Below are 17,347 nucleotides of genomic sequence, written 5' to 3' on the forward strand. Positions count from 1 at the left end.
GGCGTGCGCGTTCGCCTTTGAGCCGGTTTCCGGTTGGGGGCGGTCGGATCGGCCGGGGGCCGATCGCACCGCCCCAATCCGGAAGCCGGCGCGATCTCGCGCCGGGGTCGCCTCGGCAGTCCCCGGCTTCGGTTGTTGGGCGCCTCGTGGTGGGGGTGTTCCCGGGGATGTCCGGAAGTCGGCGCGATCGCGTGTCGGGGTGGCCTCGGGGCAGTCCCGGGCTTCGGTTGTTGGGCACCTCGTGGTGGGGGGTGTTCCCGGGGGATGTCCGGAAGCTGGCGCGATCGCGCGCCGGGGTGGCCTCGGGGCAGTCCCGGGCTTCGCTTGTTGGGCACCTCGTGTTGGGGGGCTGTTCCCGGGGATGTGAGGTGGGCGTCATCGGTTTGGATCTCCGAATGACGTCCAGCCATCGCGCGGGATCTTCGTTGCGGGTCCTCGTCGTGACCGAGTCGTACCCGCCGCAGGTCAACGGGGTCGCGCACACCGCGTTCCGGGTCGCCGAGCACCTGACGGAGCGCGGTCACGCGCCGCTGGTGGTGGCGCCCACCGCGCCCACCGGGCTGCGGCAGGAGGCGCCGGCGGAGGTCGGGAGCTCACGCGTCGTGCGGGTGCCCGCGCTGTCGTGGCCCGGTTACCCGGACGTGCGCATGGCGCTGCCGACCCGAGCGGTGGCGCGTGCGATCGCCGAGCACCAGTCCGACGTGGTGCACCTGTCGAGCCCGCTTCTGCTCGGTGCCCACGCGGTACGGGCCGCCCTGAAGCGGCAGGTGCCGATCGTGGCGGTGTACGAGACGGACGTCGCGGCATACTGCGCTTCCTACGCCCCGCGGGTGCCCGGTGGCGCGAGGTACGTATGGCACCGGCTGCGGGGGATCCACGGACCGGCCGACCGCACGATCGTCTCGTCCAGCGCATCGAAGCGGGCGCTGGAAGCGCAGGGCATCCCTCGCCTGCACCTGCTCCCCCACGGCGTCGACGCCGTGCGCTTCGACCCGCGGCACCGGGATCCGGAGCTGCACCGCCGGCTCGCGCCGAACGGCGAGGTCCTCGTCGGGTACGTCGGCCGCCTCGCGCCGGACAAGCACGTCGAGCTGCTGCGCGACGTCTGCGCACTGCCGGGGGTGCGGGTGGTCGTCGTCGGAGACGGGCCGAACCGGCCCAGCCTGCAGGCGGCGCTGCCCGACGCGACCTTCCTGGGCCTGCGCGTCGGTGCCGAGCTGGCGAGCATCTACGCGTCGCTCGACGTCTTCACGCACACCGGGCCCTTCGAAACCTTCGGGCTGACCATCCAGGAAGCGATGGCGAGCGGCCTCCCCGTCGTGGCGCCGGCGGCCGGCGGTCCGCTGGACCTCGTCGTGGACGGGCACACCGGGCATCTGGTAACCCCGCTCGACGCGGGCGCCCTACGCGACGCGGTGCTCCGGCTCGCGGAGTCGCCCGCGCAGCGCGCCGCGTTCGGTGCTGCGGGCCGCGCCACCGCGGTCCGCAGCACCTGGGAAGCCTCCGGCGACCGCTTGATCAACCACTACCGCGAGGTGCTCGGCGAGCGATCACCCCAGGCTCGCGCCCGCGCTGCCGCCTGACCACACTCAGCTCCCGACAGGTCCGGCATTGGGGTCGAGGACCCCGCCGATGATCAGCCCGAACAGCAGCAGGCCGAGCACGATGCGGTAGATCACGAACGGCACGAAGCTCTTGCGCTTGATGTAGGACATCAGCCACGCGATCACCACGTACCCGACGCCGAAGGCCACCAGTGTCGCCAGGATCGTCGGCCCCCACTGCGCGGTCTCGCCGTTCTTGCCGATGTCGGTGAGCTTGTACAGGCCCGAGCCGAACACGGCAGGCAGGGCCAGCAGGAACGAGTACTCCGCGGCGTCGGCGCGGGTGTAGCCCATGAGCAGGCCGGCGCTGGTGGTGCCGCCGGAGCGTGAGACGCCCGGGATCAGGGCCAGGGCCTGCGCGAAGCCGAACCCGAGGCCGTGCGGCACGGTGAGGTGGTCGAGTGAGCGCCGCTGCGAGCCCACGCGGTCGGCGATGAGCAGGATCACGCCGAACACGATCAGCGTGGACGCGGTGATCCGCAGGTCGCGGAAGGCCTCGTCGATCTGGTCCTGCAACAGCAGGCCGAGCACGACGATGGGGATCGAGCCGACGATGATCAGCCAGCCCAGCCGCGCGTCGGGGTCCCGGCGCCAGCTGCGCCGGTAGAGGGAGAAGAACCAGGCCTGCAGGATCCGGCCGATCTTCTTCCCGAAGTACAGGATCACCGCGAGCTCGGTGCCGATCTGCGTCACGGCGGTGAACGCCGCGCCCGGGTCGTCCCAGCCGACGAGCGCGGCCACGATCCGCAGGTGCGCGCTGGAGGAGATGGGCAAGAACTCCGTGAGCCCCTGCACCAGTCCCAGCACCAGTGCTTCGAACCACCCCATCAGGCCACTCCCGCCAGCTCGATCGCTTCCACGGCGGTCCGCAGAGCCGCCTCGAATTCCGCGGACTCCCCGTACGGAGTCACGGACAACGTCGTCACGCCCGCCTTCGCGAACTCCGCCATCCGCTCGGCGATCCGCTCCCGCGGGCCGAGCAGCGACGTCGCGTCGAGGAACTCCAGCGGCACAGCGGCCTGAGCCCCCTCGTAGTCGCGGGCGAGGTAGCGCTCCTGAACTTCGGCCGCCGCGGCCTCGAACCCCATCCGCGCGGCGAGGCGGTTGTAGAAGTTCCGCTCCCGGCTGCCCAGCCCGCCCACGTAGAGCGCGGCGTGGGCGCGCACGGCGTCGGCGCACTCGCGCCAGTCGTCGCCGACCACGAGCGGCACCGCCGGGGCGACGTCGAAGCCGTCGAGCGAACGCCCGGCCGCCTCGGCGCCGGCGCGGAGGTGCGCCAGCTGCTCACCGGCGTGCTCGGGTGAGAAGAACACCGGCAGCCAGCCGTCGGCGACCTCACCGGTGAGCGCGAGGTTCTTCGGCCCGATCGCGGCGAGGTACACCGGCACCTGCTTGCGCTCGGGCCGGAAGGTCAGGCCCAGCGCGAGCCCGGGCCCGTCGGGCAGCGGCAGCTCGAAGTGCTCGCCGCTGAAGCGCACGCGGCGCCGCGACTGCACGGCCCGCACGATCTCCACGTACTCACGGGTGCGGCCCACCGGGTCGGCGAACCGCACGCCGTGCCAGCCCTCCGACACCTGCGGGCCCGAGACACCCAGGCCGAGCCGGAAGCGTCCGCCCGAGAGCGTGTCGAGCGTGGCGGCGGTCATGCCCGTCATCGCCGGCGTCCGCGCCGGGATCTGCAGCACGGCGCTGCCGACGTCGATCCGCTCGGTCCGCGCGGCGATCCAGGTGAGCATCGTCACGGCGTCGGAGCCGTAGGCCTCGGCCGCCCACACCACCGAATACCCGAGTTCGTCCGCTCTCCTGGCCAGGGCCAGGTTCGCGGAGCTGTCCCCGGTGCCCCAGTAACCGAGGTTGAGTCCCATTCGCACGGCCGGAAACGTACCGATCCCGCGACTCGGGCCGTGCCCTGGGTGCACCGACGGGGTGGCCGGTCGCGACACGGCGTCACCTTGGTCAACTACGGGCCGGGCCGACGGCTAGGCTCGGTGGTCGTGGAAAAGCGACAGCTCGGCCGGTCGGGACTGCGGGTCTCGCGCCTGGCGCTCGGCACGATGACGTGGGGCGGCGACACCGACGCCGAGGAGGCGGCCAGCCAGCTCGTCGCGTTCGTCGACGCCGGTGGCACCCTCGTGGACACCGCGGACATCTACGCCGAAGGCGAGGCCGAGCGCGTGCTCGGGAGCCTGCTGGGCGACCTCGTGCCGCGTGACGACGTGGTGGTGGCCACGAAGGCCGTCGCGCGGCGCACCGAAGGGCCCTTCGGTGGCGGGGCTTCCCGGGGCGCGCTGCTGAGCGCGCTCGACGGCTCGCTGCGCCGGCTCGGCACCGACCACGTCGACCTTTGGCAGCTGCACGCGTGGGACGCGGGCGTGCCGATCGAGGAGACCCTCTCGGCCCTCGAGTACGCCGTGACCAGCGGGAAGGTCCGCTACGTCGGCGTCTCCAACTACGCGGGCTGGCAGCTGGCGACGACCGCGTCGCGCGCCGGCGCTGTGGCGCCGATCGTGTCCTGCCAGTACGAGTACTCGCTGCTCGAGCGCGGCGTCGACCGCGAAGCCGCGCCCGCCGCGCTGCACCACGGCATCGGGCTGCTGCCCTGGGCGCCGCTGGGCCGCGGCGTGCTGACTGGCAAGTACCGCACGGGCACGCCTGCCGACTCGCGCGGCGCGTCCAGCGAGTTCGCCGGGTACGTGGAGCACCACCGTACGGACCGCGCGGCGCGGATCGTGCAGGCCGTGGCCACGGCGGCCGACGGGCTCGGCACCTCGCCGCTGGTCGTCGCGCTGGCCTGGGTGCGCGACCGGCCGGGGGTCGTGGCGCCGGTAGTCGGCGCCCGCGACACCGGCCAGCTGACGGGTTCGCTGGCGGCGGAGGAGCTCACGCTCCCGCCCGCGATCCGCAGCGCGCTCGACGACGTGAGCTGCGTCGAAGTGGGCTACCCGGAGCGGGGACCGAAATGAGGCGCAGGTGTCTGTTGGATGACGCACACGTGACGGCACGGGAATCGTGGGGGATGCTGGTGAGGACACCTCGCCGAGGGACAGCTGGAGGCTTCAAGGTGCGTCGGCTCACCGCCGCGTCGCGGATCGCGATTCCGCTGGTCGGTGCCCTCGCGCTCTCGGCATGCTCGGCTTCGGGTCAGGACAACACCGATTCGCTGCAGGTGGTGGCGAACCCGGTGGCCGCGAAGCCGGCGGTCTCCCCCGCCGTGACGGCGAAGCCCGCGGGCCAGGTGATCGCTACACCGGCCGTGTCGGCGATGGCGACCGACGAGAAGACCCGCACGCTCGCGGTCGCGGTCACGCAGCCGCCGTCGGTGCTCGTCTACGACCTCGACTCGCTGAGCACCCCCAAGGCCACCGTGCCCCTGCCCGGGCCGGCCGAATCGCTGACGACGTCCGACGGCCAGGCGATCGCGAGCATCCCGACCAAGGGCGAGCTCGCCAAGATCTCGCTGCCCGGCGGGCAGCTGACCACGCAACCGGTCGCCGGCCAGCCGACCGCCAGTGTGGCCGACGGGGCGGACACGATCGTGGCCGTGCGCGACCGCAAGGCCGTCGAGGTCCTGGCCGGCGGCGCGGTCGCCAAGACCATCACCGGCCAGCTCTACAGCGCCGACGACGTCGTGGACACCGGGCAGGGCGTGGTCGTGCTCGACCGCCTGCGCACCGCGGTGTTCAGTGTCGACGTGAACGCGGGGACCATGGGCGAGGGCCTGCGCGCCGGCGACGGCGCCGCCAACGCCACCAGCGACTCCTACGGGCGCGTGCTGGTCACCGACGCCCGCGCGGGCGCGCTGCTCGCGTTCTCCGTCGGCCCGCTGATCCTGCGCCAGCGCTACCCGGTGCCCGGCGGGATCTACGGCATCGCCTACGACCACCAGCGCAACCTCGCGTGGGTCACCCTGACCGGGCAGAACCAGGTGGTGGGCTTCGACGTCCGCGGTGGCGAGCCCACCGAGAAGTACCGATTCCCGACCGTGCGCCAGCCGAACTCGGTGAGCGTCGACGACCGGAGCGGCCGAGTGCTCGTCGGCTCGGCCGCAGGAGAAGGGACCCAGGTGATCCAGCCATGACGACGGTCGACGAGGCGGTGGTCGAAGGGGATTGGGAGTACCGCCGCCTGCGCCTGCCCCCGGGTGTGTCCCGGCGCGCGGCGGCGATCCAGCTCTCGATCCACGCCGAGTTCGCCGGCTGGGAGCTGCGCACGGTGCGGCTCTACGCCGACGGCACACGGCGGGTCTGGTTGCGGCGCAAGCGCACCGCCGCCGACCGCCTGCCCGGGCTCGCCACCTGACCAAACCCGGGACCCGGCTCAGTGCGTCCGGCGCGCCGGCTGCCGGATTCTTGTGGGTGAGCGCGCCGGCAACGCCGCGGCACGGATGTCAGTGCGTGGTGCCGTGAATCTCGGCCACCGCGGCGGTGGCGCTCGTTCACGCGCCGGCGGACGCCAGAAGCCCTTCGATCTCGGTGATCGCTTGGCCGTTGTCCCGGTAGTGGATTCCGTGGATTCCGACCGCACGCGCAGCGTCGATGTTGGGTTCGAGATCGTCGAGGAAGATCATTTCTTCGGGGGTCACACCAAGCCGCGTACAGCTCAGCCGGTAGATCTCCGGATCCGGCTTGCTCATCCCGACCTCGTGCGAGTAGACGATGTCGTCCACCAGGTCCTCGAAACCGTATGCGGCTTGTTCCCGTTCCCGGGCACCGACGAAGCTGTTGCTCAAGATGCCGGTTCGACAGCGCGGCCGCAGCCCGCGTACGTAGTCGATCAGGTCGGCGTTGCCGGTGCCGAGGTACTGTTCCCAGACATCGGCCATGATCGCGTCGGCTCGTCCTGTGCCGACGCCGAGCCTGCTGCTGATCGTGTCACGCACCTCGTCCTCGGTGATGGTGCCGACGGCACCGGCTGCCCAAATGTCGGCCAATCGCCGGGTGATCTCGCCTTCCTCGAGGCCGAGCCTGGCCTCCCACCGCCTGTCGACGCCGAGGTCGGGCGCGATCTCCAGCACGTCACCGATGTCGAACACCACCGCGCGAATCACCATGGCGGCGAACCTATCGACCGACCTGCGGAGCCAGGGACCCGCTCAGGCGCTGAGCCGCCCGAGCCACTCCTGCCAGTTCTGCTCGTCGCCGCCGTCGGCGGAGAACACGTGGTGGCAGGCGATGAGCGGGCCGTGGAAGCCCTGCAGGAAGCAGTAGAGCGCGTCGGCCGTGCGCACGCCCACCGTCTGAGGGTTCACCGCGTACACAACGCCTTCGACGGACCGGCCCGCCAGCTCGACGCGTACGCGGTCGCCCTCCTCGGGCCGGCCCGGCAAGCCCAGTTCGGCCCCGAGTGCCGCCCACAACCGGTCCCAGTCGGACACGGGCGGGCCGAACGCCGTGACCGGCGTGGCCGTGCGGCCGGCGAAGTACGTGACGTACTCGGCGAGGTTGCGGAAGAACAGCGCGCCGCCGGCGGTCATCGCCTCGAACTCGTCCTCCCAGTCGTCGCCGGGCAGGAATCCGCTGGTGACGCAGCGGACGACCGAGCTGCCGCCGTCGCGTCCCTCGATCAGGAACTCGTAGGCGATCCGGCGCCCGTCGGGCTCGGTCTCCGTGCCGTAGACGAGCCGCTCCAGCGGGTCCCACGCGGTGATCGCCATGTCCGGTTCGTAGCCCGCGAAGGAACCGCGCACGACGCCGCCGAGGCCGCCTTCGACCTCGTTGCGGCCCATGTACCACGAGTCGATACCCGGCCCGGTCGCGATCGCCGCCCAGATCTGCTCCGGCGTGGCGGCCACCTCGGCCGATCCGCGGAGCTCGAACTCTTTCCCGGTGAACTCCGCCATCTCAGGCCTCCTCGTCCGGCACGCTCGGGTGCACAGCCACGATCACGCGGTGCGCGCGCCCGTTCTCCGCACCCTCGTCGTGGTACTTCCCCACCAAGGTCGTCACGGCCACCGCGAGCTCCTCGGCGAACGCGGCCCGGTCCGCCGCCGAGGCGAAGCGCACCTCGCCGTCGAGCGCGAACGTCGCGACGCGCTTGCGCGCCTTGGCAGCGCCCGTGATCAGGATCCCGACGTCGCGCACCAGCCGGCCCGCCACGGCGAGCAGCCAGCGCGCCGACAAGCGGTCGGGCGACCGCGAGGGGTCCGGCTGCACCGCCGCCAGCGCCGACGGCGAGATCACGTACGACGCCGCGGTCGCGCGCATCATGCGCTCGGTGACGTTGCCCTTGCGCCGCTCCTCCACCAGCTCCACGAGCCCGTGCTTCTCCAGCGCGCGCAGGTGGTAGTTGACCTTCTGGCGGGGCAGGTCGACGCGGGCCGCGAGCATGGTCGCCGACGCCGGTTCCGCCAGCTCGGCCAGCAGCCGGGCGCGGACCGGGTCGAGCGACACCTCGGCCGCGGCCGCGTCCTCGATCACCGCAACGGGAAACATGCGCCCATCGTGCGTCCGAAAAACGAAATTGTCAAGAACTACGATGTTGTCGGTATGCCTCGCGGACCTGCGCCACAATGCGCGGCACGACTTGCGCGGCGGCCTCCAGCGGCACGGCGTGCCCGACACCCCGCAGCACGAGGGCCGTCCCGTGTTCGAGATCCCCGACGAGGTGCTCGACGTCCGTGGCCGCCATGATCCGGTCCCGCTCCCCCACGATCGCCGTGACCGGCAAGGAACCCACGCGTGCCAGAGCCGCTTCGCGCGCGTACGCGTCGAGCGCCGGGCGGAACACGGCGACGGTGTGCGGCCAGTTGCGCCGGATCATCGTCACGGTCAGCTCCACGAGCTCCGGATCCGGGTCGTCACCGAAGAGCCACCAGCGCAACCCCGCGCTCACCGCGCGGCTCGTGTGCACGAGCACACGAGCCCGAACAACTTGGCGCCCAGCACCAGTTCCAGGTCCTGCCCAGCACCCCGAGCGCGCCCGGCCACGCCGCCGAAGCCTCCGTGGCAAGCCGCCCGGACGAGGTCGCGAGCAGCACGAGCCCGGCCACGCGCGCGGCGAACAGCTCGGGGTGGCGTTGCGTGAGCGACATGATCGCGAGCCCGCCCATGTCGTGGCCCACCAGCACCACCTGGCCTTCGGGCACGGCGCGTTCCAGTACTTCGTGCAGGAGCACCACGGTCACGCCGGCCGACGGGTCACCCCGGCGCACGAGGTGCAGAGGTGTCCCGTCGGCGAGCGTGAACGCGGGCAGCTCGGTGGTTTCCGGCGCTCAGGACGACCGCACGAACCGATCCAGCACGCGCGTGCCGAACTTCAGCGCGTCCACCGGCACACGCTCGTCCACGCCGTGGAAGAGCGCGGAGAAGTCGAGGTCCGCCGGCAGCTTCAGCGGCGCGAAGCCGAAGTTGCGGATTCCGAGCTGCTGGAACGACTTCGCGTCGGTGCCACCGGAAAGCATGTATGGCAACGTGCGCGCGCCCGGGTCCTCGGCGAGCACCGCGGCGGTCATCGCGTCGACGAGCGCGCCGTCGAACGTGGTCTCGACCGGCGGGAGCTCCATCCACTCCTTCTCGATGTCCGGGCCGAGCAGCTCGTCGAGCTCGCGGTCGAACGCCTCGATGCGCCCGGGCAGGATGCGGCAGTCGACCGCGGCCTCGGCGACCGACGGGATCACGTTCGACTTGTAGCCGGCGGTGAGCATCGTCGGGTTCGCGGTGTCGCGCAGCGTCGCGCCGATCATGCGGGAGATGTTGCCCAGCTTCGCGACCGAGCCCTCGAGGTCGTCCTCGGGGAAGTCCCAGCCGGTGATCTCGGTGACCCCGGCGAGGAACTCGCGCACGGAGTCGGTGAGCACGAGCGGGAACTGGTGGCTGCCGAGCTTCGCGACGGCCTCGGCGAGCTTGGTCACCGCGTTGTCGCGGTGGATCATCGAACCGTGGCCCGCCGTGCCGCGCACGCGCAGCTTCATCCAGCGGATGCCCTTCTCGGCCGTCTCGATCACGTACGCGCGTACGTCGTCCTTCAGCGTGATCGAGAACCCGCCGACCTCGCTGATCGCCTCGGTGACGCCCTCGAACAGCTCCGGCCGGTTCTCCACCAGCCACTGCGCTCCGTACTTGCCGCCGGCCTCCTCGTCGGCGAGGAACGCGAACACGATGTCGCGTGGCGGCACGATGCCGTGGATCTTGTAGTGGCGGGCCAGTGCCAGCGTCATGCCGACCATGCCCTTCATGTCCACCGCGCCGCGACCCCAGACGTAGCCGTCCTGCACGGCGCCGGAGAACGGGTGCACCGACCACTCGGCCGGGTCGGCGGGCACGACGTCGAGGTGCCCGTGGATCAGCAGCGCCCCGCGCGACGGGTCGGCTCCGGCCAGCCGGACGATGACGTTGTGGCGGTCTTCGCCGCCGGACTCGACGTAGGTGATCTCGTAGCCGGCGTCGGTGAGCTGCTCCGCGACGTACTCGGCGGCGGCGCGTTCGCCGATGAGGGTGTCGGGGTCTCCGGTGTTGGTGGTGTCGATGCGGATGAGGTCGCTGGTGAGCGTGACGGCCTCGTCAGCGGCGGCGTCGATCGAGTTCGGTTCGGTCACCCGACCTTCCTATCATCAGCGCCCGTAGTGCCGCGCCGCTCACACCCGTTCAGGTCCGGTCAAGGGCCGAGACCACCTCGGAAACCGGCCGCAGGTGCTGGTTCAGGATCCGCAGCGCCGTGTCCGTGTCACTCTCGTCGAGCGCCGCCACGAGCTGCCGGTGCTCGGCGTCGATGATCGACAGCCGTTCCGGCCGCGCCTCCAGCGCCCGCACGGCGACGCGCTGCTGGCGCGAGCGGAGTGTGTCGTACAGCTCGGTGAGCACGGTGTTGCCGGCGGCGTTCACGATCGCGCGGTGGAACCGGCGGTCGAGCCCCGAGACGGCAAACCAGTCGCGTTCCGCGCCCGAGCGGCCCATGTCCTCGATCAGGCCGGCCATCTCGGCGGGGGCACCCGCACCCGCGGCGCAGACCTCGGTGATCGCGTGCCCCTCGATGAGGCGGCGGCTCTGGTAGACCTCTTCCAGCTCGCGCGCCGTGACGGTGCGGACCTGCGCGCCCTTGCGCGGCAGCAGGCTGATGAAGCGCTCGGCCTCGAGCCGGTGGAACGCCTCGCGCACCGGCGTCCGCGACACGCCGACCACCCCCGAAACCCACAGCTCGTCGAGAAAGCGTCCGCCTTCGAGCGCGCCCGAGATGATCCCGTCGCGCAGCCAGGCGTACACCCGATCCCGAGCCGGTCCGCCGCCCTCGACCGGGACCGGTCCCGGTGCGGTGGTGGTCATGCGTCTCCCCTCGTCCCGCGCCCGCGTCGGCGCGCAGGCGAGCCTACACCTCTGGACCGGATCCAATCCGTCATGTATACACGGAGTACACAGACTCGGTGGCGATCGCCGTCGCTCCTTAAAGGACACTTGTCGTGGTGTACGTCGCCGTCGCGCAGTTCGCGCCCACCGACGACAAACCGGCCAATCTCGCGGAAGTCACGCGGCTCGCGGGCGAGGCCGCGGACCGCGGCGCCGAGGTCGTGGTGCTGCCCGAGTACTCGATGTTCACCGTGCCGAAGGTCGACGAGCGGTTCGTGGCGTCGGCCGAGCCCCTCGACGGCGCGTTCGCCACCGGGCTGCGCGAACTCGCGCGCGAGCACGGGATCACCGTGGTGGCCGGGATGAACGAAGCCATGCCCGAGGGCGGGCGGATCTGGAACACGCTCGTCGCCGCGGGTCCGGACGGCGACTTCGCCGCGCTGTACCGCAAGATCCACCTCTACGACGCGTTCGGCTTCCGCGAGTCCGACGTGATCCGCGCCGGCGAGATCACCGAGCCCGCGACGTTCAAGGCCGCCGGCCTGACCTTCGGCCTGCAGACCTGTTACGACCTGCGGTTCCCCGAGGTGACGCGCCGGCTCGTCGACGCCGGCGCGCAAGCCGTGCTGCTGCCGGCGGAGTGGGTGCCGGGGCCGCTGAAGGAGTACCACTGGACGACGCTGGTGAAGGCACGTGCGATCGAGAACACCGTGTACGTCGCCGCGGCCGGGCAGATCGCGCCGATGGGATCGGGGGTCGAGCCTCGTCGTCGATCCGATGGGTGTGGTCACGGCGTCGCTCGGTGAGCGGCCGGGGGTAGCGGTCGCGCAGCTCTCCACCGACCGGCTCGAGCAGGTCCGGACCACGAACCCGGCGCTCGCGCTGCGCCGGTTCTCCGTGGTGCCCAAGGAGAACTAGTCGAACGAGCTGTCGCCGCGGTGCGCGCCGAGGCCGATCTCCTTCACGGCCGCGGCCGCACCGGGAGCGCTGCCGAGCGAGCGCGCGAGGTCCACCGCCGCCGCGAGTTCGGTGCCCGCCGGCACGACCCGGTGCACGACCCCGCACCGCGCGGCGGCGGCCGCGGTGAGCCGTCCGGTGCGGCACAGTCCGTGGACGGCCTCTTCGGAGAGCCGCTCGGGCAGCGGCACCGCGCCGCGGGGGTCGGGCAGGGCGAACTCGGCGTGGTCCGCGGCGACGATGAGATCGGTCATGAGCGCGAGTTCGAGCCCGCCACCGCGGGCGAGCCCGTTGACGGCCGCGATCATGGGTTTGCCGAGCCGGAAGAAGTCGGCCACGCCGGCGAACCCGCCGGAGCCGGACGCGAGGTCCCAGCCGGCCGAGAAGTACGCCGATCCCGCGCCGGTCACCACGCCGGCGAACAGCGCCGGGTCGTCGCGCAGCCGCGCCCACGCGGTGTAGAGCTCGAAGCTCATCCGGGAGTCGATTTTGTTGCCACCGGGCCGGTCCAGGGTGGCGACGAGCACGCCGTCGACCACTTCGGTGTGCACGGCACAGGACGGGGCGGCGGTCACGCTCGGACGGTAATGCCCGCGCCACCGGCGGTCAAACCGGGGGCTTGACTGATCCGACAGTCAGCACCCCGTCGTAAGTCGCCGACACCGCGCCAAAACTACGCGAACACGACAGTGAAAGTGTCCGGACCATTGCGATAATCGCAACGCGGGGTTACGGTCCTCCGGCATGGACGAGTCGGAGGAGCTGCGGACCAGGGTCCGGGAGCTGATCCGGTCCATGCCGGGAGCCCAGCGGGAGTTCGCCGCCGCCATCGGGCTCGACGAGACGAAGTTGTCCAAGGCGCTGACCGGCACCCGCCGGTTCTCGCCGCACGAGCTCGTCCGGGTCGCCGAGTACTCCGGCGTCACGGTCAACTGGCTGCTCAACGGCAGTGACGACGCGAAGACCGTGACGGCGGTCCCCGCGCTCGCCGCCCGGCCGGAGAGCGATCCCGAGCACCACACGCAGTCGGAGCCGCGGCGGCGGATCCTCGAGACGGCGTGGCTGCTCATCGCCGAGCGCGGCTACCACCGGGTGCGCATCGCCGACATCGCGAAGGCCTGCGGCACGAGCACCGCCACCATCCACTACCACTTCCCCAGCAAGACGGAAGTGCTCAACGAAGCGTTGCGGCGCAACGTGAAGCTCGCCTTCGACCGCCAGGTCGCGGAGCTGCACGCCGTCAACGACGCCCACGGCCGGCTGCTCAAGCTGGTCGAACTGCAACTCCCGGCCGACGGCGTGCTGCGCGCCGAGTGGTCGGTCTGGCTCCAGGTGTGGAACGAGGTGTCCCTCGCCCCGGAACTGCGGTCGCTCTACCACGATTCCTACGACCGCTGGCACCGGACGATCCTCATGACCATCCGCACCGGCCAGGAGCAGGGCGCGTTCCGCGTGGCCGATCCCGAGGCCGTCACCGAGCAGCTCACGGCGCTGATCGACGGGCTCGGCATCCAGGTGCTGACCCGCAAGCCCGGCAGCACCGTCGCCACCATGCGCGCGCACCTGCACGACTTCATCGAAAGGTCGATCGTCAAGGGAGCCTGATGAACCACGAGGTCATCGTCACCTGCGCCCTCACCGGCGCGGGCGACACCGTCGGCCGCAGTCCCCACGTGCCGGTCACGCCGGCGCAGATCGCCGCGAGCGCCATCGAAGCCGCGGAAGCCGGGGCGGCCGTCGTCCACATCCACGTCCGCGAGCCCGAGACCGGGGCGCCGTCGCGGGAGGTGGCGCTGTACCGCGAGGCCGTGCGGCTGATCCGGGAGTCCGGAGTGGACGTGGTCGTGAACCTGACCGCCGGGATGGGCGGTGACCTCGTGCTCGACCGGGAGGACCCGCTCAAGCCGATCGACGGCACGGACCTCGTCAACGCGATGGATCGCCTGCCGCACGTGGAGGAGCTGCTGCCCGACATCTGCACGCTCGACTGCGGTTCGCTGAACTTCGGCGAGGGCAGCCAGCTCTACGTGTCCACTCCGGACATGCTGCGCACCGGCGCGAAACGCATCCAGGAACTGGGGGTGAAGCCGGAGCTGGAGATCTTCGACACCGGTCACCTGTGGTTCGCCTCGAAGATGGTGGAGGAAGGGCTGATCGACGCGCCGCCGCTGTTCCAGCTGTGCATGGGTATCCCGTACGGCGCGCCCGCCGACCCCGGGCTGCTGCAGGCGATGGTGAAGCTGCTGCCCGAGGGCGCGCAGTGGGCGTCGTTCGCGATCGGGCGCGACCAGATGCCGTGGGTGGCGCAGTCGGTGCTGCTCGGCGGGCACGTGCGCGTCGGGCTCGAGGACAACCTCTACCTCGCCCGCGGGGTCAAGGCGACCAACGGGCAGCTGGTGGAGCGCGCCGTGCAGATCGTCACCGATCTCGGCGCCGGCATCGCCACCGCCGACCGGGCCCGCGAGATCCTCGGCCTCAAGGAGCGTGTCCGTGCCTGACGTATCCGCTGTGGACACCGTCGCGTGCGTCGGTGCGGGGGTGATCGGCGGCGGCTGGGTCGCGCACTTCCTCGCGCGCGGCTACCGCGTCCGGGCGTGGGACCCCGCGCCCGACGCCGCGGCGAAGCTGGGCCGGCTCGTCGACGCCGCATGGCCCGCGCTCATGTCGCTGGGCCTGGCCGAAGGCGCGAGCCGCGACGCGCTCACGGTCGCCGGGACGCTCGCGGAGGCGGTCGAGGGCGCCGGGTTCGTGCAGGAAAGCGCTCCCGAAGACCTGCCGCTCAAGCAGAAGCTGCTGGCCGACATCGACGCCGTCACGCCGGCCGGTGTCGTGGTCGCGTCCTCGACCTCGGGGTACGGCATGACCGAGATGCAGGTGGCGGCGAAGACGCCGGAACGGCTTGTGGTGGGCCACCCGTTCAACCCGCCGTACTTGATCCCGCTCGTCGAGGTCGTCGGCGGGAAGCTGACCGCGCCGTGGGCCGTGGCGTGGGCGAGCGAGTTCTACCGGCACGTCGGCAAGACCGTGATCACGATGGACCACGAGGTGCCCGGGTTCATCGCCAACCGGCTGCAGGAGGCGCTGTGGCGCGAAGCCCTGCACATGGTGGCGAACGGCGAGGCCACCGTGGAGCAGATCGACACCGCGATCACCGACGGGCCGGGCCTGCGCTGGCCGGTGCAGGGGCCGATGCTCACGTTCCACCTCGCCGGGGGTGAAGGCGGCATGGCGCACATGCTGGACCACTTCGGACCGTCGCTGAAGGCGCCGTGGACGCGGCTCGAGGCGCCCGAGCTCACGACCGAGCTGCGCAACGCCGTGGTCGACGGCTGCGAGGACGAGGCCGCGCCGCGCACGATCGCCGACCTCGTGGCCGAGCGGGACCGGGCGATCATCGCCGTCCAGCGCGCCGTCGGCGAGGCCCGCCGTGGGTGAGGTCCTGGTTTACCACGACCGGGTCCGTCCCGAGTGGATCGACTACAACGGGCACCTCTCCGAGCCCTACTACGTCCTGGTGTTCGGCGACGCCACCACCGCGTTGATGGACGCCGTCGGCCTCGATCCCGCCTACCGCGAGTCCACCGGGGCTTCGCTGTACACCGTGGAAGCGCACGTCCGCTACCTGCGAGAGGTCGGGCCGGACGCCGAACTGGCCGTGACGACCTCCGTGCTGGCCGTCGGAGCGAAGAAGGTGCGGCTGTGGCACGAGCTGCGCGTGGGCGGTGAGCTCGTGGCCACGGAGGAACTGCTGTGCCTGCACGTCGCCGAGGGCAGAGCCTCGCCGTTTCCCCAAGCCGTCGCCGAGCGCCTCGGCGCCCACCTCGCACCGCTCCCCGAACACGCCGGGCGCGCCATCGCCTGACCATCCCGAACCTCCGCCCGGCCAGCCTCCCACCGGAAGACACCCATGGAAGAACGATGTGAGCCGAATTCCCTCTCGCGCCGCCGGTTCCTCACGGCGGCGCTCGGCGGTGCCGCCCTGCTCGCCACTCCCCTGCTCGCCGCCTGCGGCGGCTCCGGTGTCGCGGCCGCCGCGCCGAGCGGACCACCGCGCCGCGGCGGCACCCTGCGCGTCGGCGTGACCGGCGGCGGCGCGTCCGACACGCTCGATCCGCACATTCCCGTGGCGAACCCGGACATCGCCCGGGTGCTCAACCTCTACGAACCCCTGCTGCTGCGCGACCACGACTACAAGCTGCAGATGCTCGTCGCCGAATCGCTCACGTCGTCGCCGGACGCGCGGACGTGGACCGCCGTGCTGCGCGACAGGGTGCGATTCCACGACGGCCGCGCCGTGACCCCCGCCGACGTCGTGGCGACGTTCAAGCGGATCACGGACCCGAAGGACCCCAAGAGCGGCGCCGCCAGCCTGACCATGCTCGGCCAGGTGGTGCCGACGGGCGAGCGGACCGTCGAGTTCCGGCTCACCGAGCCCAACGCCGGCTTCGACGACCTGCTCGGCCAATACTCGCTCGGCATCGTGCCGGCGGACTTCGACGTGAAGCGGCCGATCGGCACCGGGCCGTTCCGGCTGAAGGAGTTCACCGCCGGTCTGCAGAGCACCTTCGTGCGCAACGACCATTACTGGCGGCCCGGCCAGCCCTACCTCGACGAGCTGGTGCTGATCAACTTCGCCGAGGACGACGCCCGGATCAACGCGCTGCTCTCGTCCCAGGTGGACGCCATCGACCAGGTGCCGGTGGCGCTCATCGACGTGCTGCGCAGCGACCCTCGGATGCGTGTGCTGCGCTCGGCCACGGGTACCTGGCTGCCCTTCACGATGCGCGTGGACCGTCCGCCGTTCGACGACGTGCGCGTGCGCCAGGCGCTGCGGCTGGTGGTGGACCGTGACCAGATGATCAACCAGGTTCTGAGCGGTCAGGGCCGGCCCGGCAACGACCTCTACGCGCCGTTCGACCCGGCGTACGACTCGCAGCTGCCGCAACGCAAACAGGACATCCTGGCCGCGAAGCGACTGCTGGCCGAAGCCGGGCACGAGAACCTCGACATCGAGCTCGTCACCGCGCCCATCCAGGCCGGCGCGGTCGAGGCGGCGCAGGTGTTCCAGCAGCAGGCGAAGGCGGCGGGTGTGAACGTGCGCATCCGCAAGGTCGACACCACCACGTTCTACGGCGAGAACTACCTGTCATGGGACTTCGCGCAGGATTTCTGGTACACGCGCAACTACCTGCCGCAGGTCGCGAACGGTTCGCTGCCGAAGTCGCCGTACAACGAAACCCATTGGCAGGACCCGCAGTTCACCGACCTCGTCACGCGCGCGAGCGCCACTGTGGACACCGCGGCCCGCACGGACTTGCTGCACCAGGCGCAGCGGATCGAGTACGAACGCGGCGGCCTCATCGTGTGGGGCTTCGTCGACCAGGTGGACGCCCACCAGGTCTACGTGGCGGGCCTCGTGCCGGACCGGACGGGGATCTCGCTGTCGGGCTACCAGTTCCGCGAAGCATGGCTCGGCACAGCGCCCGTCGACTCAGGAAAGTGAGGTGC

At 71.5% G+C, this 17,347-nt stretch carries 19 protein-coding genes and 1 pseudogene; 11 read left to right on the plus strand and 9 right to left on the minus strand.

Features of this window, described 5'->3' with window-relative positions; translation table 11 throughout:
- Positions 1-395 precede the first annotated feature (395 nt).
- A complete protein-coding gene (locus tag AB0M56_RS19255; protein ID WP_364177707.1) occupies positions 396-1,583 on the plus strand; it encodes a glycosyltransferase family 1 protein in 1,188 nt (395 codons plus the stop codon).
- Between the two features lie 6 nt (positions 1,584-1,589).
- On the opposite strand, the gene AB0M56_RS19260 is transcribed toward AB0M56_RS19255, so the two are convergent.
- Together AB0M56_RS19260 and AB0M56_RS19265 are read right to left on the minus strand one after the other, a co-directional pair.
- Positions 1,590-2,432 carry an undecaprenyl-diphosphate phosphatase gene (locus tag AB0M56_RS19260; protein ID WP_364177709.1) on the minus strand — a complete coding sequence of 281 codons (843 nt, stop codon included), beginning with the start codon at positions 2,430-2,432 and terminating at the stop codon, positions 1,590-1,592.
- Positions 2,432-3,475: an LLM class F420-dependent oxidoreductase gene (locus AB0M56_RS19265; protein WP_364177712.1), complete on the minus strand. Its 1,044-nt coding sequence runs from the start codon at positions 3,473-3,475 to the stop codon at positions 2,432-2,434. The genes AB0M56_RS19260 and AB0M56_RS19265 overlap by 1 nt, the downstream gene beginning before the upstream one ends.
- A 123-nt stretch (positions 3,476-3,598) precedes the next feature.
- Between AB0M56_RS19265 and AB0M56_RS19270 the strand changes: the two genes are divergently transcribed.
- From AB0M56_RS19270 to AB0M56_RS19280, 3 genes are all read left to right on the plus strand, one after another.
- A complete protein-coding gene (locus AB0M56_RS19270) occupies positions 3,599-4,567 on the plus strand; it encodes an aldo/keto reductase (RefSeq protein ID WP_364177715.1) in 969 nt (322 codons plus the stop codon).
- 98 nt (positions 4,568-4,665) lie between these two features.
- Positions 4,666-5,682, plus strand: a complete 1,017-nt coding sequence (locus AB0M56_RS19275; protein WP_364177718.1) for a hypothetical protein — start codon at positions 4,666-4,668, stop codon at positions 5,680-5,682.
- Complete coding sequence (locus tag AB0M56_RS19280) at positions 5,679-5,903, plus strand: DUF5703 family protein (RefSeq protein WP_285967049.1); 225 nt, start codon at positions 5,679-5,681, stop codon at positions 5,901-5,903. Before AB0M56_RS19275 ends, AB0M56_RS19280 begins: the two co-directional genes overlap by 4 nt.
- A gap of 136 nt (positions 5,904-6,039) precedes the next feature.
- Here the strand turns inward: AB0M56_RS19280 and AB0M56_RS19285 are convergent, their stop codons facing one another.
- From AB0M56_RS19285 to AB0M56_RS19310, 6 genes and pseudogenes are all read right to left on the minus strand, one after another.
- Positions 6,040-6,654 (minus strand): HAD family phosphatase, encoded by a 615-nt coding sequence (locus tag AB0M56_RS19285; RefSeq protein WP_364177721.1) that lies wholly within the window; start codon positions 6,652-6,654, stop codon positions 6,040-6,042.
- Positions 6,655-6,696: 42 nt separating this feature from the next.
- Complete coding sequence (locus AB0M56_RS19290) at positions 6,697-7,443, minus strand: SRPBCC domain-containing protein (protein ID WP_364177724.1); 747 nt, start codon at positions 7,441-7,443, stop codon at positions 6,697-6,699.
- 1 nt (position 7,444) lies between these two features.
- Positions 7,445-8,035 carry a helix-turn-helix domain-containing protein gene (locus AB0M56_RS19295; RefSeq protein ID WP_364177727.1) on the minus strand — a complete coding sequence of 197 codons (591 nt, stop codon included), beginning with the start codon at positions 8,033-8,035 and terminating at the stop codon, positions 7,445-7,447.
- 31 nt (positions 8,036-8,066) lie between these two features.
- Positions 8,067-8,796 (minus strand): annotated as a pseudogene (locus AB0M56_RS19300) (alpha/beta hydrolase).
- Between the two features lie 18 nt (positions 8,797-8,814).
- Entirely contained in the window at positions 8,815-10,137 is a 1,323-nt protein-coding gene (locus tag AB0M56_RS19305) for a M20/M25/M40 family metallo-hydrolase (protein WP_220240646.1), read from the minus strand.
- Between the two features lie 49 nt (positions 10,138-10,186).
- Positions 10,187-10,861 carry a GntR family transcriptional regulator gene (locus AB0M56_RS19310; RefSeq protein ID WP_364177730.1) on the minus strand — a complete coding sequence of 225 codons (675 nt, stop codon included), beginning with the start codon at positions 10,859-10,861 and terminating at the stop codon, positions 10,187-10,189.
- A 134-nt stretch (positions 10,862-10,995) separates the two neighbouring features.
- Here AB0M56_RS19310 and AB0M56_RS19315 point away from each other — a divergent pair, with 134 nt between their 5' ends.
- Positions 10,996-11,688: a carbon-nitrogen hydrolase family protein gene (locus AB0M56_RS19315; protein ID WP_364177732.1), complete on the plus strand. Its 693-nt coding sequence runs from the start codon at positions 10,996-10,998 to the stop codon at positions 11,686-11,688.
- Positions 11,660-11,800, plus strand: coding sequence for a hypothetical protein (locus AB0M56_RS19320; protein ID WP_364177735.1), 141 nt, complete (start codon positions 11,660-11,662; stop codon positions 11,798-11,800). The genes AB0M56_RS19315 and AB0M56_RS19320 overlap by 29 nt, the downstream gene beginning before the upstream one ends.
- On the opposite strand, the gene AB0M56_RS19325 is transcribed toward AB0M56_RS19320, so the two are convergent.
- Positions 11,797-12,414, minus strand: coding sequence for an enoyl-CoA hydratase-related protein (locus AB0M56_RS19325; RefSeq protein WP_364177738.1), 618 nt, complete (start codon positions 12,412-12,414; stop codon positions 11,797-11,799). The two genes, AB0M56_RS19320 and AB0M56_RS19325, sit on opposite strands and share 4 nt — an antisense overlap.
- A gap of 169 nt (positions 12,415-12,583) precedes the next feature.
- Between AB0M56_RS19325 and AB0M56_RS19330 the strand changes: the two genes are divergently transcribed.
- Genes AB0M56_RS19330 through AB0M56_RS19350 form a run of 5 tightly spaced genes read left to right on the plus strand, consistent with a single transcriptional unit; the run spans position 12,584 to position 17,342 of the window.
- Positions 12,584-13,444, plus strand: coding sequence for a TetR/AcrR family transcriptional regulator (locus tag AB0M56_RS19330; RefSeq protein ID WP_364177741.1), 861 nt, complete (start codon positions 12,584-12,586; stop codon positions 13,442-13,444).
- Positions 13,444-14,337: a 3-keto-5-aminohexanoate cleavage protein gene (locus AB0M56_RS19335; protein ID WP_364177744.1), complete on the plus strand. Its 894-nt coding sequence runs from the start codon at positions 13,444-13,446 to the stop codon at positions 14,335-14,337. The genes AB0M56_RS19330 and AB0M56_RS19335 overlap by 1 nt, the downstream gene beginning before the upstream one ends.
- Entirely contained in the window at positions 14,330-15,274 is a 945-nt protein-coding gene (locus AB0M56_RS19340) for a 3-hydroxyacyl-CoA dehydrogenase NAD-binding domain-containing protein (RefSeq protein ID WP_364177746.1), read from the plus strand. The genes AB0M56_RS19335 and AB0M56_RS19340 overlap by 8 nt, the downstream gene beginning before the upstream one ends.
- Positions 15,267-15,701 carry a thioesterase family protein gene (locus AB0M56_RS19345; RefSeq protein WP_364177749.1) on the plus strand — a complete coding sequence of 145 codons (435 nt, stop codon included), beginning with the start codon at positions 15,267-15,269 and terminating at the stop codon, positions 15,699-15,701. The genes AB0M56_RS19340 and AB0M56_RS19345 overlap by 8 nt, the downstream gene beginning before the upstream one ends.
- A gap of 45 nt (positions 15,702-15,746) precedes the next feature.
- A complete protein-coding gene (locus tag AB0M56_RS19350; RefSeq protein ID WP_364177752.1) occupies positions 15,747-17,342 on the plus strand; it encodes an ABC transporter substrate-binding protein in 1,596 nt (531 codons plus the stop codon).
- The last annotated feature ends 5 nt before the right edge of the window (positions 17,343-17,347 follow it).

Origin of the sequence: Amycolatopsis sp. NPDC051372 (genome assembly GCF_040682095.1) — a bacterium.
GTDB lineage: Bacteria > Actinomycetota > Actinomycetes > Mycobacteriales > Pseudonocardiaceae > Amycolatopsis.

Bases quoted from the DNA above. Each gene is read 5' to 3' on its own strand.
- AB0M56_RS19295 (WP_364177727.1), bottom strand. From the start codon at position 8,035: ATGTTTCCCGTTGCGGTGATCGAGGACGCGGCCGCGGCCGAGGTGTCG.
- AB0M56_RS19285 (WP_364177721.1), bottom strand. From the start codon at position 6,654: ATGGTGATTCGCGCGGTGGTGTTCGACATCGGTGACGTGCTGGAGATC.
- AB0M56_RS19290 (WP_364177724.1), bottom strand. From the start codon at position 7,443: ATGGCGGAGTTCACCGGGAAAGAGTTCGAGCTCCGCGGATCGGCCGAG.
- AB0M56_RS19350 (WP_364177752.1), top strand. From the start codon at position 15,747: ATGGAAGAACGATGTGAGCCGAATTCCCTCTCGCGCCGCCGGTTCCTC.
- AB0M56_RS19280 (WP_285967049.1), top strand. From the start codon at position 5,679: ATGACGACGGTCGACGAGGCGGTGGTCGAAGGGGATTGGGAGTACCGC.
- AB0M56_RS19330 (WP_364177741.1), top strand. From the start codon at position 12,584: ATGGACGAGTCGGAGGAGCTGCGGACCAGGGTCCGGGAGCTGATCCGG.
- AB0M56_RS19260 (WP_364177709.1), bottom strand. From the start codon at position 2,432: ATGGGGTGGTTCGAAGCACTGGTGCTGGGACTGGTGCAGGGGCTCACG.
- AB0M56_RS19310 (WP_364177730.1), bottom strand. From the start codon at position 10,861: ATGACCACCACCGCACCGGGACCGGTCCCGGTCGAGGGCGGCGGACCG.
- AB0M56_RS19255 (WP_364177707.1), top strand. From the start codon at position 396: ATGACGTCCAGCCATCGCGCGGGATCTTCGTTGCGGGTCCTCGTCGTG.
- AB0M56_RS19335 (WP_364177744.1), top strand. From the start codon at position 13,444: ATGAACCACGAGGTCATCGTCACCTGCGCCCTCACCGGCGCGGGCGAC.
- AB0M56_RS19320 (WP_364177735.1), top strand. From the start codon at position 11,660: ATGGGTGTGGTCACGGCGTCGCTCGGTGAGCGGCCGGGGGTAGCGGTC.